Raw genomic sequence first — 13,652 nt, forward strand, 5'->3', positions numbered from 1 at the left:
ACGACGTCACCCCAGGTCCTCGTGGTCCAGCAGCCAGCGCTTGGCCTCGACGCCCCATCGGAAGCCCCCGATCCCACCACCGGTGCGCAAGACTCGGTGGCACGGCACGAACAGCGCGGCGGCGTTGCGAGCGCACGCGGACGCGGCCGCGCGAACTGCTTGGGGGCGCCCGGCGAGGGCGGCGTAGTCGGCGTAGGTCACCGGCTTGCCCGCGGGCACGGTGCGCAGGGTGGTCCATGCGTGCTCCATGAACTCTCCACCGCGCTGCCGCACGGGCAATTCGGCTGCCGCGTCCAGCTCACCGGCGTGGTAGTCGCGGATCGCCTTGGTGACGGCCCCGAGTTCGGCGCGGGGCTTGACCTCGGCCGGGCGCAGGCTCGGCGAGATCACCACGAGCAGGTCGTCGACGGCGCCGGTCCAACCGGAGGCCAGCACGACACCGTCCTCGGCCGTGATCGCGGTGAACGGTCCGATCGGCGTGTCCACCGTCGCGGAGTGGGCGGTCGTGGCCGTGCTCATGCGGTTCTCCTCGAGTTCGGGGCGGACGCGGCCAGCGCGGCGGCGCGCCACAGGTGCATTCCGGCGTAGGACCGCCAGGGACGCCAGGACCTGGCGCGGGTCCGGAGACCGTCCACATCGGACGGTAGTCCGAGTGCTCCGGCCCCCTTGCGCATGGCGGTGTCCGTGGCGAGCAGGACGTCCGGCGTGCCGAGGACGCGCATGGCCACGTAGTCAGCGGTCCAGCGACCGATGCCGGGCAGTTCCTGGAGTTCGGCGACCAGTTCCTCGTCGTCGCGCCCGATGTGCAGGTCCAGCGATCCGTCGGCGAGGGCGGCGCAGGCGGCGAGCACCGTCTCGACGCGCTTGCCCGGGCCTGTGAGCACATCGGCGCCGTGCGCGGCGATGGCCTCCGCCGTGGGGAACAGCGTGGTCAGCTGCCCCTCGGCGGCGGGGAGCGGGGTGCCGAGTGCTCGGGCCAGCGCGGTGACGCTGGTGCGGGCCGAGGCCACGGACACCTGCTGGCCGAGCAGCGCGCGCACGAGCATTTCGTGCGCGTCCATGGTGCCGGGCACCCGAATCCCGGGTGTCGCGGTCACGAGCGAGCGGAGGGAGGCGTCAGCGGACAGCACCTCGTCCACGGCGAGCGGATCGGCGTCCAGGTCGAGCAGCCTGCGGACGCGGGACACGGCCGCGCCCAGATCGCGCACGTCGACGAGGCGCAGGCGGCAGTGCACGTGGGTCGGGGTGGGCTCCAGCTGCACGGTCGCGGCGCCGTGCGGCAGCGCGATCGCGCGGGAGTAGACACCCGCCTCGACGTGCTCCACGCCCGGAATCGCCCGTGCGGCGAGGAAAGCCAGCGCGCCCTCGGCGTCCATGGGCGGGCGGAACGGCAGGCGCAGGGTGATCGTCCCGGTCCTCGGCTCGACCGGGGCGTCCGACCTGCGGCGCTTCTGCGCGCCCGCGCGCAGCACGGACGGTGACGTGGCGAAGACGGCCTGGATGGTCTCGTTGAACTGGCGCACGCTGGAGAACCCGGCGGCGAAGGCGATGTCGGCGAAGGGCAGCGCCGTCGTCTCGATCAGCGTGCGCGCGGCGTGGGCCCGGTGCGCTCGGGCCAGCGCGAGCGGTCCCGCGCCCAGTTCGGCGGTGAGCACCCGGGACAGGTGCCGCTCGGAGTAGCCGAGCCTGCGGGCGAGCCCCGGCACGCCCTCGCGCTCGACGACACCGTCACCGATCAGCCGCATCGCCCTGGACGCGAGGTCGGCGCGCAGGTCCCACTCCGGGGAGCCGGGCACGGCGTCGGGCAGGCAGCGGCGGCAGGCCCGGTAACCCGAGGACTGGGCGGCCGCCGTTGTCGGGAAGAACTCGACGTTGCGGCGCTTCGGCGTCATCGCCGGGCAGGACGGGCGGCAGTAGATGCCCGTGGTGCGCACGGCCAGCACGAAGCAGCCGTCGAAGCGGGCGTCGCGGGAGGCGACGGCCCGGTAGGCACGCTCTGAATCGACCAGCACGGCACCGATGCTGCCAGCAGCGGCGTGCCTCGGCTGGCGGAAATCCGCCGCGGCGATCACCGGGGGCGCAGGCGTTCTCCCCGCCCGTGGCCGGAGGCGCTCGGGCGGGCACCTAGACTCCCCAGACGTGAGTCTCACCCTCGGCATCGTCGGGCTGCCCAACGTGGGCAAGTCCACCCTGTTCAACGCGCTGACCCGCAACGACGTGCTCGCCGCGAACTACCCGTTCGCCACCATCGAGCCCAACGTCGGCGTGGTCCCGCTGCCCGACGCGCGGCTCGACCAGCTCTCGAAGATCTTCAGCAGCGAGCGCATCGTCCCCGCGACCGTGTCCTTCGTCGACATCGCGGGCATCGTGCGCGGCGCCTCCGAGGGTGCGGGCCTTGGCAACCAGTTCCTCGCCAACATCCGCGAGGCGAACGCGATCTGCCAGGTCGTCCGCGTCTTCGACGACCCGGACGTGATCCACGTCGACGGCACCTTCGACCCGGTGTCGGACATCGAGACGATCAACACCGAGCTGATCCTCGCCGACCTGCAGACCCTGGACAAGGCGCTCGCCCGCCTGGAGAAGGAAGCGCGCGTCCAGAAGGACCGCCGCGCGGCGCTGGAGGAGGGCAAGAAGGCCAAGGACATCCTCGACGGCGGCCGCACCCTCTTCGCGGCGCAGTCCGAGGTGGACCTGACCGAGCTGCGTGAGCTGAACCTGCTCACCACCAAGCCGTTCCTCTACGTCTTCAACGCCGACGAGGGTGTGCTGACCAACGAGGCCCGCAAGAAGGAGCTGCGCGAGCTGGTCGCCCCGGCCGACGCGGTGTTCCTGGACGCCAAGGTCGAGGCCGAGCTGCTGGAGCTGGACGAGGAGTCCGCGCGCGAGCTGCTGGAGACCATCGGCCAGGAGGAGCCCGGCCTGCACTCGTTGGCCCGCGCCGGGTTCCACACCCTCGGCATGCAGACCTACCTCACCGCGGGGCCCAAGGAGTCCCGCGCGTGGACCATCCGCAAGGGCTGGACCGCTCCGCAGGCCGCCGGCGTCATCCACACCGACTTCGAGCGCGGCTTCATCAAGGCGGAGATCGTCTCCTTCGCGGACCTGGTCGAGGCCGGGTCGATGGCCTCGGCTCGCTCGGCGGGCAAGGTCCGCATGGAGGGCAAGGACTACGTGATGGCCGACGGCGACGTGGTCGACTTCCGCTTCAACGTCTAGGCCCTGCCCTGTCAGTGGTCGAGCTCGCCGATACCGGTGCGGCTGGTGTCGCCGCGCAGGCTGACACCTGCCCTGACGCAGTGACGCAATGATTGCGTCAGCGAGCTGAGTCAGGGGATTCGAAGCGTGTGGTGAGTGTTGCTCACCTCTTGTCAGGATCGATGGGGCCGGCGTGTGCCGGACGTCGAATCTGGGGAGATCGCACGTGGAACGTCGAGGTTTTCTTCGGGCCGCGGTGGTGGGCGCCACCGCCGCGGCCTTTGGCGGGGCTTCGTGGCACGGGGCGCTCGCGGCGGGGGCGCAGCCCGGTCCGAGTCCGTACGGGGAGCTGCGGCGGGCCGATGCCAACGGGGTGATGCTGCCGAAGGGCTTCACCAGCAGGGTGATCGGCCGGGCCGGGCAGAAGGTGGCGGGCACCGACTACGTCTGGCCGGGGGCACCGGACGCGGGGGCGTGCTTCCGGGACGGCAGCGGGTGGATCTACGTCGCCAACAGCGAACTGCCGAAGTCGCAGGGGTTGCTCGGCGGCGTGAGCGCGATCCGGTTCCGCAGGGACGGCAGCGTCGCCGATGCCTACAACGTGCTGCACGGGACGGACACCAACTGCGCGGGCGGGGCGACGCCGTGGAACACCTGGCTCTCCTGCGAGGAGGTGCCGCGCGGTCAGGTCTACGAGACCGATCCGTGGGGGCGGAGGAAGGCGATCGTGCGGCCCGCGATGGGCACGTTCATGCACGAGGCCTGCGCGGTCGACCCGGAGCGCAAGGTCATCTACATGACCGAGGACCAGCTGGAGGGCGGTTTCTACCGCTTCATCCCCGACGCTTGGCCGAACCTGTCCTCGGGCCGGGTCGAGGTGCTGTGCGCGCCGGACGAGCTGACCTGCGGTCCTGTCGCCTGGAAACCAGTGCCCGATCCGTTCGGTGATCCGGTGGAGACCCGTTTCCAGGTGCCGGGCATGAAGAAGTTCTTCGGCGGCGAGGGCTGCTTCTACGCCAACGGCACGTGTTGGTTCACCACAGCGGGAGACAGCCGCGTGTGGACTTACGACGCCCGCAACAGCACGCTCGACCTCGCCTACAACGGTGCTGACCAGCCGCAGCAGCCGCCGGTGCTCTTCGGCGTCGACAACATCACGCGAGCGGGCAGCGGCGACCTCTACGTCGCCGAGGACGGCGGCAACATGGAGATGTGCGTCATCACGCCCAAGGGTGTGGTGGCGCCGTTCTGCCGCCTGGTGGGCCAGCACGCGAGCTCCGAGGTCACCGGGCCGACCTTCAGCCCGGACGGCACGCGGCTCTACTTCTCCTCGCAGCGGGGGCTCTCCGGCGAGGTCACCGACGGGATCACCTTCGAGGTCAAGGGGCCGTTCCGCCGCTGAGACCGCCGAGCGCCTCCAGCACGCCCTCGATCTCCCCGGCCAGCGACACGTCCAGCGCGGTGACCCCGCCCTCGGAGTGCGTGGAGCACCGGAAGATCAACGTGCGCCAGCGGATGTCGATGTCCGGGTGGTGGTCGTCGTTCTCGGCGATCTCCGCCACACGGTTCACCACCCGGATCGCATCGGTGAAGCTCGCCAGCTCCGCCGTGCGGACGAGCTCCCTGCCCTGCTGGCGCCAGTGCGGAAGGGCGGAGAGCGCCTCGGTCACCTGTTCGTCGTTCAGCAGTCGGGCCATGTCCCCATGGTGGCCGCGGCTCCCGCTCGACGCGAGTCCGACGTAGGCTGGGGCCGCCACGGGAGCCCGGTGTAGCCGGGCTGAGAGGAGGGCCGCCAGCCCTCGACCGTACGAACCTGATCCGGGTCATGCCGGTGTAGGGAGGTTGCGCGCCGCTCGCGGTGCCTCGTGGTCACGACAACGGCGACCAGGAGGGACGAAGTGCGGAGCAGAACACTCGGAGCGCTGATGGTGCTCGCGCTGGTCAGCGGGTGCTCGCTGACGGGCGGCGGCGAGGCGGAGACCGGCGGCGAGAAGGTCGTGCTGGTCACGCACAACTCGTTCGCGCTGCCCAAGCCGGTGCTGGACGAGTTCACCAAGAACACCGGCATCACCGTCGAGATCAGCCGCCGCGGCGACGCGGGCGAGATGACCAACCAACTGGTGCTGACCAAGGGGAACCCGCTGGCCGACGCGGTCTTCGGGATCGACTCCACCTACGCCTCGCGGGCGATCGGGCAGAACCTGCTGCAGTCCTACCGCAGCCCCGAAGCCGCCAAGGGCGCGCAGCGCTACGCGGTCGCGGGGGCGGAGGACAAGCTCAACGCGGTCGACGTCGGCGACGTGTGCCTCAACATCGACACGGGTTTCCTCGCCCAGCGCGGCATTCCGGAGCCGACTTCGCTCGCGGACCTCACCGATCCCCGCTACAAGGACCTGCTCGTGGTGCAGAACCCGGCGACCTCGTCCCCGGGGCTGGCCTTCCTGTTCGCGACCGTGGCCACCTTCGGCGAGCAGCAGTGGGCGGAGTACTGGACGAAGCTCAAGGCCAACGGCGTCAAGGTCGCCAGCGGCTGGGAGCAGAGCTACACGCAGGACTTCTCCGGCTCCTCCGGCAAGGGGCCGCGCCCGCTCGTGGTGTCCTACGCCTCCTCGCCGTCGGCCGAGGTCGGCCAGGACGGGAAGCCGCGCACGAAGGCGCTGCTCGGCGGGTGCTACCGGCAGGTCGAGTACGCGGGCGTGCTCACGGGCGCGAAGAACACCGAAGGCGCGCGCAAGGTCGTGGACTTCCTGTTGTCGGACAAGGTGCAGTCGCAGCTGGCCGAGCAGATGTTCGTCTACCCGACGCGTGAAGGCGTTGCGCTGCCCCAGTCCTGGCAGACGGCGGCGCCGTTGCCGACCAAGGCGCTTGAGCTGCCCGCGCAGCAGGTCGACCGCGACCGTGAGCGCTGGCTCGCCCTGTGGCGGTCCATCGTGCAGGGCTGACGGGTGCGCGGTACGAAGATCGCTCTCGGCGTGGGAGCGGCGGTTCCGCTGCTGTTCCTCGCCGTGTTCTTCGCCTGGCCGGTCGCGGCCATCATCGGCTTGGGGCTGGGGGAGTCCGGGGTCGGCGCGGTGCTGGCGGACCCGCAGACCTGGGAGCTGGTGGCCTTCACGCTCGGCCAGGCGGCGGCGTCCACCGTGGTCGCTCTGCTGGCGGGGCTGCCCGTCGCGTACCTGCTCGCGCGCTGCGCCGTGCGCGGGCGGGGGTTCGTGCGGCTGATCGTCACGATTCCGTTCGTGCTGCCCACATTGGTGGTGGGCATGGCTTTCCGCTCGTTGCTCGGCGACAGCGGAGTGGTCGCGATCGTGCTGGCCAACGCGTTCTTCAACGTAGCGGTGGTGGCGCGGACCGTGGGCGGTCTGTGGGCGAACCTCGATCGGCGAGCTGAGGACGCGGCGCGTGCGCTGGGCGCTTCTCGTTGGCGCGCCTTCACTTCGGTGACGTTGCCCGCGCTCGCGCCCGCGATCGGCTCGGCGCTCGCGGTGGTCTTCCTTTTCTGCGCAACGAGTTTCGGCGTGGTCCTGGTGCTCGGCGGCTCGGAGTACCGGACGTTGGAGACCGAGATCTACCTGCGCACGGTGCAGTTGCTCGACCTGCCAGGAGCCGCTGCGCTCTCGCTCGTGCAGCTCGTCGCTGTGGTCGGCGCGCTGCTCGTCGGAGCCGTTGCGCGGCGCAAGCGCGAGACGGCGCTGGCACTGCGGCGAAGCGCGGAGACCGCGAGAAGGCCCGAAGGAGCTGAGCGGGTCGTGGTCGGCGCGGCGCTGACGATCGTGGCTCTCCTGTTGCTGCCGGTGTTCTCGCTGATAGTCCAGTCACTGTCCACAAGGGACGGTTGGAGCCTGGCCGGGTACACGGCGCTCGCGGGGGACGCGGCGGCGTCGACGTTGGGGGTGTCGGGGCTGACCGCGGCGATGAACTCGTTGCGGACCGCCTTCGACGCGACCCTGCTCGCCATGTTCCTCGGAGTTCTCGCAGCGGTCGTGCTGTCCCAGTTGCGGAGACGGCGCGGCCGGCTCGCCGAGGCGATGGACATGGCGCTGATGCTCCCGCTCGGCGTCTCCGCCGTGACGGTCGGGTTCGGCTACCTCGTCACGATGGACTCGCTGCCCGGAGATCTCCGCTCATCGCCGATCCTGGTGCCGTTCGCGCAGGCGCTGGTGGTGATGCCGTTGATCATCCGGACGGTGTTGCCCGTGCTGCGCGCGATCGACGACCGCCTGCGCCAGGCAGCTGCGACGCTCGGGGCCTCGCCGCTGCGCGTGTGGCGCGAGGTCGACCTCCCGTTCGCGGGACGCTCGCTGCTCGCCGCCGCCGGATTCGGCTACGTGGTCGCGCTCGGCGAGTTCGGCGCGACCAGCTTCCTCGTGCGGCCGGACGCGCCGACGCTGCCGGTGGCGATCTCGCGGTTGATCTCGCGCCCTGGGGAGCTGAACGTGCAGATGGCCTACGCCTCGTGCGTGCTGCTGATGATCGTCACCGTCGCCGCTGTCGCGCTGGTCGAGCGCGTCCGCGTCGGCTCGGAAGCCCTGGGAGAGTTCTGATGGGCCTGCGGGTCAGCAACTTGAGCGTCCACTATGGACAAACCATCGCAGTGTCCGACGTGGACCTGGGGATCGCCGACGGCGAGGTGCTCGCGCTGCTCGGTCCTTCCGGCTGCGGGAAGTCGACGCTGCTGCGCGCGGTCGCAGGCCTGGAGCAGAGCAGTTCTGGCGCTGTGGCGTGGGACGACGCGGACCTGGCCGGGGTGCCGGTCCACCGGCGGGAGTTCGGCCTCGTCTTCCAGGACGGCCAACTGTTCCCGCACCGCGACGTGGCGGGCAACGTGGCGTTCGGGCTGCGCATGCGCGGCGCTGACAAGAAGGCGCAGGCGGAGCGCGTCGCGGAACTGCTCGACCTCGTCGGCCTTCCCGGATACGGCTCGCGGCGCACCACGGAGTTGTCGGGGGGAGAGCAGCAGCGCGTGGCGTTGGCGCGTGCTCTCGCGCCGAGGCCGAAGCTGTTGCTGCTGGACGAACCGTTGTCGGCGTTGGACCGCGCACTGCGCGAGCAGTTGGCGGCTGATCTCGCCGTGCTCCTGCGCCGGGCCGGAGCGACAGCGCTCCTGGTGACCCACGACCACGGCGAGGCGTTCGCGCTGGCCGATCGAATCGCGTTGATGCGCAAGGGAAAGATCGTGCAGACGGGCACTCCCGAAGAAGTCCGGAAGCGCCCGGCCGACGATGGTGTAGCCGCTTTCCTCGGCTACAACGGCGAATCGGCGAGCTGCCCCTGCTGCGGCTCGCCGATCCCCGACTCAGCTGTCCTTGGTCGCCATGCGGGCCACGGTCGCTGACAACCCGATCACGACGTAGCACAGCGCGCGCATCGCGCCCTCGGTCAGCGCCGCCGTCTCCATCGGATCGCGGATCACGTCGATCAGCGACATCCACCCGGTCGTCAGCAGCACGGGGTGCAGCCACGACAGGTTGGCGATCCCCCCGAGCACCGCGAACACGATCAGCGTGCCCATCATCACCGTGAGCACCACGAGCGGGTGGTCGGTCAGCGACGACAGCGCCAGCGCGACCGCGGCCACCGCGAACATCTGCAACCACACCCACGCGGCCGCGATGCCGACCCGCCCCAGGGCATCCCCGAAGCTCAGCGCCGTCCCCGAGATCGACGTGAACTCCGTGGTCCCGGTGAACACCGCCCCCGAGGTGATCCCCAGCACCGCGAGCACGGCGACGGCGATCGCGGTCACCGCGGCCACGCCCGCCGTCTTCACCACGACCAGTCTGGTGCGGCCGATCGGAGCGATCAGCAGCCCGCGCAGCGTGCCGTGGCTGGACTCACCGGCGATCGCGTCGGCCGCGGTCATCGAGATGATCATCGGCAGCAGCAACGGCATCGCCATGCTCATCGCCGCCAGCGGCAGCACCATTCCGTTGCCCAGCAACGAGGCCAGCATCGGTGGCCCGCCCACGACGGGTGAGCCGCCGATGTCCAGCGCGCTCATCAGGATGCCGAGCCCGATCGGGACGAGGGCGAGCACCCCGAAGGCCGCCAGCGTCCTCGGGCGCCGCAGCACCCACCGCAGCTCCGAGCGCAACAGCCTGCCCAGCGGTGCCTTGGGCGTCCTCTCCAGGAGATCCGGCGAGGCGATCGATGCCGTGGTCATGACCCCTCCCGCACGTCGGCCTCCGTCAACCTGGCGAACAGCTCTTCGAGCCCGGTCCGCTCGCGTCGTGCCTCGCGCACGCCCACCCCGGCGAGCACGAGCTTCTCGATCACCTGCTGCGGCGTCACGGAGACCAGCTCCGCGCGCACACCGTCCACATCGGACTTGTAAGGAATTCTGTTGTCCCGCAACGTGTCCACTGCGAGCTGAACATCCTCGGTGGACACGGTGAGCGTTGGTGTCCCCCCGTCGAGCAGCTGGGCGAGCGAGCCCTGCGCGACCGCCGTGCCCTGGTGCAGCACGGCGACGTGGGTGCAGGTCGCCTCGACCTCGGCCAGCAGGTGCGAGGACACGACCACCGTGGTCCCCGCCTCGTGCAGCTCGGCCATGACACCGCGGATCTCCCTGGTACCCGCGGGGTCGAGCCCGTTGGTGGGCTCGTCGAGCACCACCAGCCGCCTCGGCACCAGCAGCGCGGCGGCCAGGCCGAGCCGCTGCTTCATGCCCAGCGAGTACCCCCGGTACTTCCGCGTCGCCGCGTGCCCGAGACCGACCCGCTCCAGCGCGCCGTCGACGGCCCTGGAGATCCCCTCGGTCGGCAGCAGCGGTTCGGCGGCGGCGCAGCGGCGGAGGTTCTCCCGCCCGGAGAGGAACGGGTGGAATCCGGGTCCCTCCACCAGCGCGCCCACGTGCGGCAGCGCGCGGTCCGCGCCGTCGGGCATGGGCACCCCGAGCAGCTCGACGCTGCCCGCGCTCGGCCTGGTCAGACCGAGCAGCATCCTGATCGTGGTGGTCTTGCCGGAACCGTTGGGTCCCAGCAGGCCGAGCACCGCGCCCTGCGGGACCTCGAGGTCGACGCTGTCGACCGCGACGGTGTTTCCGTAGACCTTGCGAAGGCCGGTGGTGCGGGCCGCGAGGGCGGGGGCGGCGGACTTCGCCGCCCCCGCCGCACCGGTCGCCGCAAGCGGCTCGGTGCTCAGACTCACTTCACGGTGCCGATCGCCTCGATGAGCACCTGGGACGGAACGGCGCCCGCGGCGAAGCGGCCGTCCTCGGTGAGCAGGCCGGTGCCGACCTTGGTGGTGATCAGGTAGCCCTTGCCCCACGGGCCCTCGACCTTGGCGCCGAACTGCTTGATCAGGTCCATCGGGTTCTGCGGGGACTTGCCGTTCTCGTCCTTGGGCAGCTGGTCGAGCTTGGGCAGGCGCCCGGCGACGGTGGTGTCCCAGCCCTCGCCGACGACCTTGAACTGGTCGCTCTCCGGCAGCTTCGGAGCCTCACCCGGCTTGCGGTTCTTCTCGAACTCCTCGTGCCGCTTCTCGGCGTCCTTGAACTTCGCCGTGCTCTCCTCGACCTTCGAGCCCGCAGGCGGGGTGAAGGTGAACATCTTCGGGTCCTGCGCGCCGATGTCGAGCTTGGTGAAGCCGATCTGCGCGACCGGCTCGCTGGAGCCGTTGGCCAGCACGACCACCCGCAGCGGGATGCGCTTCTCCGCGTCCACCGCGACGCGCACCTCACGCAGCAGCGTGCGCTCGGTCGGGGCGGGCGCGAGCACCAGCTCGTAGGCGTCGCGACCGGCGACGCTGGCCGTGCCGTCCACCGAGATGCTGCTGTGCGGGCGGACCACGTCGATGATCTGCTTCGCCGCGCTGGCCGGGTCGTTCAGCTCAGCGGGGCGCTCCTTGGGGGCCTGCGCCTTGTCGAAGGTGTGCTTGGTGGCGACCTTCGTGCTGGAGTCCCAGGTCCACGCGGTGGTGCCGTCGTTGACCATGATCTTCTCGCCGCCGGTCTGGCTCGTGCTCACCCGGGCCTTGCCGGTGCCGTCGGACCAGATCTTCGCGGACACGCCGCTCAGGTCGATCGGCATGTTGGGGATGGCGGGGAGGCCGAGGTTGGCCTTGCCCTCGACGGTGCCCCCCAGCGCCGGGATCTCGTTCTGGCTGAGCACCGACTGCACCAGCTGCTCCGGGTTCACCGGCGGCAGCACGGGAGCGGCACCCGCACCGGACGGCATGGCCAGCACGGTCAGTCCGACCGCGCCTGCGAGCGCCCCGACCGCGGCAGCTGCGACTGTGGCCTTCTTGCGATCCATGTTCGTCTCCTCCTCGGACGGGTTTCCCTCCGTGATGACGACTGTGCAGGCCCGACGCTGAGATAGACCTGAGACCGCTGCCGTTCGCTGAGAGAGCACTGAGAGGGTGAAGGCCAAGACTCTCAGCTGAGTGCATGCTGTGCACGTGAAGCCACGGGTGCTCGTAGTGGACGACGAGGTCGGGGTGCGCAGGGCCCTCCAGCGGGGACTGCGCGCCGAGGGCATGGACGTGGTCACCGCCGAGGACGGGCCGAGCGGCCTGCGCGCGGCGCTGACCGGTGCTTTCGACCTCGTCCTGCTGGACATCATGCTGCCGGGCCTCTCCGGCTACCGGGTGCTCCAGCACCTGCGCGCGGACGGTGTCACCACGCCGGTGCTGATGCTCTCCGCCAAGGACGGCGAGGTCGACCAGGCCGACGGGCTCGACCTGGGCGCGGACGGCTACATCGTCAAACCGTTCTCCTTCATGGTGCTGGTCGCCCAGGTCAAGGCGCTGTTGCGGCGCAAGGCGGCCGAGGGCGGCTCCGGGCGCTCCCGCCTGCGGCTCGGTCGGCTGGAGATCGACCAGGCCGCGCGCGAAGTGCTCTGGGAGGGCGAGCCGATCCCGCTGAGCCCCCGCGAGTACGCGCTGCTCACGGCGCTGGCCGGGCGCGCCGGGACGGTCGTCGCCAAGGACGACCTGCTCCGCGCGGTCTGGGGCGACGAGCAGGCCGCCACCCGCAACGCCGTCGAGGTGTACGTCGGCTACCTGCGCCGCAAGCTCGACGCGGCCGGAGCCGGGCACCTCGTGCGCACCGTGCGCGGGCACGGCTACCTCGCGAGCGACGAGACCGCAGCCGAGACATGAGGGGCCCGATCGGCGCTGTCCAGCACTGGTGGCGCGGCCGCAGCCTGCGCGGACGGATCACGATGGTCGCCGCGGCGGCAGCGCTCGGCGGCTTCCTCGTGCTCGCGCAGGTGATGTCCCTGGTGCTCACCAAGGGGCTCACCGACCAGATGGACGGCCAGCTCAGGAAGGTGCTGACCGCCGCGTCCAGCTCCGTCTCCGAGGGCAAGCCCGCCGCGCGGATGCAGGGCGCGGTGCAGGTCCGCGTGCTCAACACCGCCGGAGAGCCGCAGGACGGCATCGGCGCCCCCGACCTCTACCCGTCCGAGGTCCGTTCGCTGCTCGGCGGCCAGGCGATCACGATCTCCCGCAACTACGACTCGACCAGGTGGTTGCCGACCGTCGCCAGTGCGCCCGACGGCTCGCAGCGGCTCGTGCTCGCCGGCTTGGACGCGAGCGAGCAGATGAGGCTGTTCGAGAACATCGTGGTGTGGTTCGTGCCCGTGGCGCTGCTCGGCACCGCCGCCGTCGCGTTCACCGCGTGGGTCACCGTGCGCTGGTCGCTGCGGCCGGTGGAGCGGATGCGCTCGGCCGCCCAGGCGCTGCCCGCCGGTGAGCGACTGCCGCTGCCGGAGGCGCGCGACGAGCTGCACGCCCTGGCCGAGGCGTTGAACAGCCTGCTCGCTCGCCGCGACGAGTCCGCCGAGCGGATGCGCCAGTTCAGCGGCGCCGCAGCGCACGAGCTGCGCTCCCCGGTGGCCTCGATCCGCGCCCAGGCGGAGGTGGCCGTCGCCTACCCCGATCCCGACGAGGCCCAGGAGGTCCTCGAAGAGGTCGCCATCGAGGCCGAGCGGCTGTCCGAGGTCGTCGACCACCTGCTCAAGCTCGCGCGCTCCGACACGGCCGCGCTGCCTCCGGTGGACTCCGTCGAGCTGAACGGCCTCGTCCGCGACGTCGTGCGCCGCCAGCCCGACGACGGGCCGTTGGTGCGCGTGGAGACCTTCGTGCCGGTGTGGGTGCGCGCGACCGGCCAGGAGGTCGAGCTCGTGCTGGACAACCTGCTGCGCAACGCGCGTCGCTACGCCAAGAGCCAGGTGCGCGTGATGGTGCTGCCCGCCGGGCCGCAGGCGCGCTTGGTCGTCGACGACGACGGCGAGGGCATTCCGCCGGAGCACCGCGAGCGCGTGTTCGACCGCTTCTACCGCGTGCACGGCGCGCGCGACCGCGACACGGGCGGCGCTGGGCTGGGCCTGGCGATGGTGGCCGACGTCGTGCACCGCAGGGAGGGCAGCGTGCGTGCCGGTGCCTCGCCGGAGGGCGGCGCCCGCTTGGAGATCCGCTGGCAGACCCACAGATCCTGACGTGCCAAGATCGGG

The 13,652-nt window shown here is 71.2% G+C and carries 12 protein-coding genes, 1 pseudogene and 1 riboswitch; of the genes and pseudogenes, 7 read left to right on the plus strand and 6 right to left on the minus strand.

Features of this window, described 5'->3' with window-relative positions; genetic code table 11:
- Positions 1-6: 6 nt before the first annotated feature.
- A complete protein-coding gene (locus CCN37_RS05265) occupies positions 7-519 on the minus strand; it encodes a methylated-DNA--[protein]-cysteine S-methyltransferase (protein ID WP_086819557.1) in 513 nt (170 codons plus the stop codon).
- On the minus strand, positions 516-2,012 hold the full coding sequence (locus CCN37_RS05270) for a DNA-3-methyladenine glycosylase 2 (protein ID WP_210407875.1): 1,497 nt from the start codon (positions 2,010-2,012) through the stop codon (positions 516-518). The genes CCN37_RS05265 and CCN37_RS05270 overlap by 4 nt, the downstream gene beginning before the upstream one ends.
- 127 nt (positions 2,013-2,139) lie before the next feature.
- Here CCN37_RS05270 and ychF point away from each other — a divergent pair, with 127 nt between their 5' ends.
- Together ychF and CCN37_RS05280 are read left to right on the plus strand one after the other, a co-directional pair.
- Entirely contained in the window at positions 2,140-3,219 is a 1,080-nt protein-coding gene (gene ychF, locus CCN37_RS05275; RefSeq protein ID WP_086819507.1) for a redox-regulated ATPase YchF, read from the plus strand.
- Positions 3,220-3,424: 205 nt separating this feature from the next.
- Complete coding sequence (locus CCN37_RS05280; RefSeq protein ID WP_086819508.1) at positions 3,425-4,600, plus strand: alkaline phosphatase PhoX; 1,176 nt, start codon at positions 3,425-3,427, stop codon at positions 4,598-4,600.
- Here CCN37_RS05280 and CCN37_RS05285 read toward each other — a convergent pair.
- Positions 4,578-4,895 (minus strand): 4a-hydroxytetrahydrobiopterin dehydratase, encoded by a 318-nt coding sequence (locus CCN37_RS05285; protein WP_086819509.1) that lies wholly within the window; start codon positions 4,893-4,895, stop codon positions 4,578-4,580. The genes CCN37_RS05280 and CCN37_RS05285 overlap by 23 nt on opposite strands.
- A 48-nt stretch (positions 4,896-4,943) precedes the next feature.
- Positions 4,944-5,055, plus strand: a riboswitch (TPP riboswitch).
- 41 nt (positions 5,056-5,096) lie between these two features.
- Between CCN37_RS05285 and CCN37_RS05290 the strand changes: the two genes are divergently transcribed.
- From CCN37_RS05290 to CCN37_RS05300, 3 genes and pseudogenes are all read left to right on the plus strand, one after another.
- Positions 5,097-6,140, plus strand: a complete 1,044-nt coding sequence (locus tag CCN37_RS05290; RefSeq protein ID WP_246842822.1) for a thiamine ABC transporter substrate binding subunit — start codon at positions 5,097-5,099, stop codon at positions 6,138-6,140.
- 3 nt (positions 6,141-6,143) lie between these two features.
- Positions 6,144-7,739, plus strand: coding sequence for an iron ABC transporter permease (locus tag CCN37_RS05295; RefSeq protein WP_210407876.1), 1,596 nt, complete (start codon positions 6,144-6,146; stop codon positions 7,737-7,739).
- Positions 7,739-8,440 (plus strand): annotated as a pseudogene (locus tag CCN37_RS05300) (ABC transporter ATP-binding protein); the annotation flags it as partial. The gene CCN37_RS05295 and the pseudogene CCN37_RS05300, both read left to right, overlap by 1 nt.
- 51 nt (positions 8,441-8,491) lie before the next feature.
- On the opposite strand, the gene CCN37_RS05305 reads toward CCN37_RS05300, so the two are convergent.
- From CCN37_RS05305 to CCN37_RS05315, 3 genes are read right to left on the minus strand one after another with little or no spacing between them, the layout of a single operon-like run.
- On the minus strand, positions 8,492-9,358 hold the full coding sequence (locus tag CCN37_RS05305; RefSeq protein ID WP_086819512.1) for an ABC transporter permease: 867 nt from the start codon (positions 9,356-9,358) through the stop codon (positions 8,492-8,494).
- Positions 9,355-10,338, minus strand: a complete 984-nt coding sequence (locus tag CCN37_RS05310; RefSeq protein WP_086819560.1) for an ABC transporter ATP-binding protein — start codon at positions 10,336-10,338, stop codon at positions 9,355-9,357. Before CCN37_RS05310 ends, CCN37_RS05305 begins: the two co-directional genes overlap by 4 nt.
- Positions 10,339-10,340: 2 nt before the next feature.
- Positions 10,341-11,450, minus strand: coding sequence for a sigma-E factor regulatory protein RseB domain-containing protein (locus tag CCN37_RS05315; RefSeq protein ID WP_086819513.1), 1,110 nt, complete (start codon positions 11,448-11,450; stop codon positions 10,341-10,343).
- A 145-nt stretch (positions 11,451-11,595) separates the two neighbouring features.
- Between CCN37_RS05315 and CCN37_RS05320 the strand changes: the two genes are divergently transcribed.
- Both CCN37_RS05320 and CCN37_RS05325 read left to right on the plus strand, forming a co-directional pair.
- The gene (locus tag CCN37_RS05320) at positions 11,596-12,297 is read left to right on the plus strand and encodes a response regulator transcription factor (protein WP_246842823.1); all 702 of its coding nucleotides are present in this window, start codon (positions 11,596-11,598) and stop codon (positions 12,295-12,297) included.
- Positions 12,294-13,637, plus strand: coding sequence for a cell wall metabolism sensor histidine kinase WalK (locus CCN37_RS05325; RefSeq protein ID WP_086819514.1), 1,344 nt, complete (start codon positions 12,294-12,296; stop codon positions 13,635-13,637). The genes CCN37_RS05320 and CCN37_RS05325 overlap by 4 nt, the downstream gene beginning before the upstream one ends.
- Positions 13,638-13,652: the final 15 nt, after the last annotated feature.

It is taken from the genome of Allokutzneria sp. NRRL B-24872 (assembly GCF_002155965.1).
Lineage (GTDB): Bacteria > Actinomycetota > Actinomycetes > Mycobacteriales > Pseudonocardiaceae > Allokutzneria.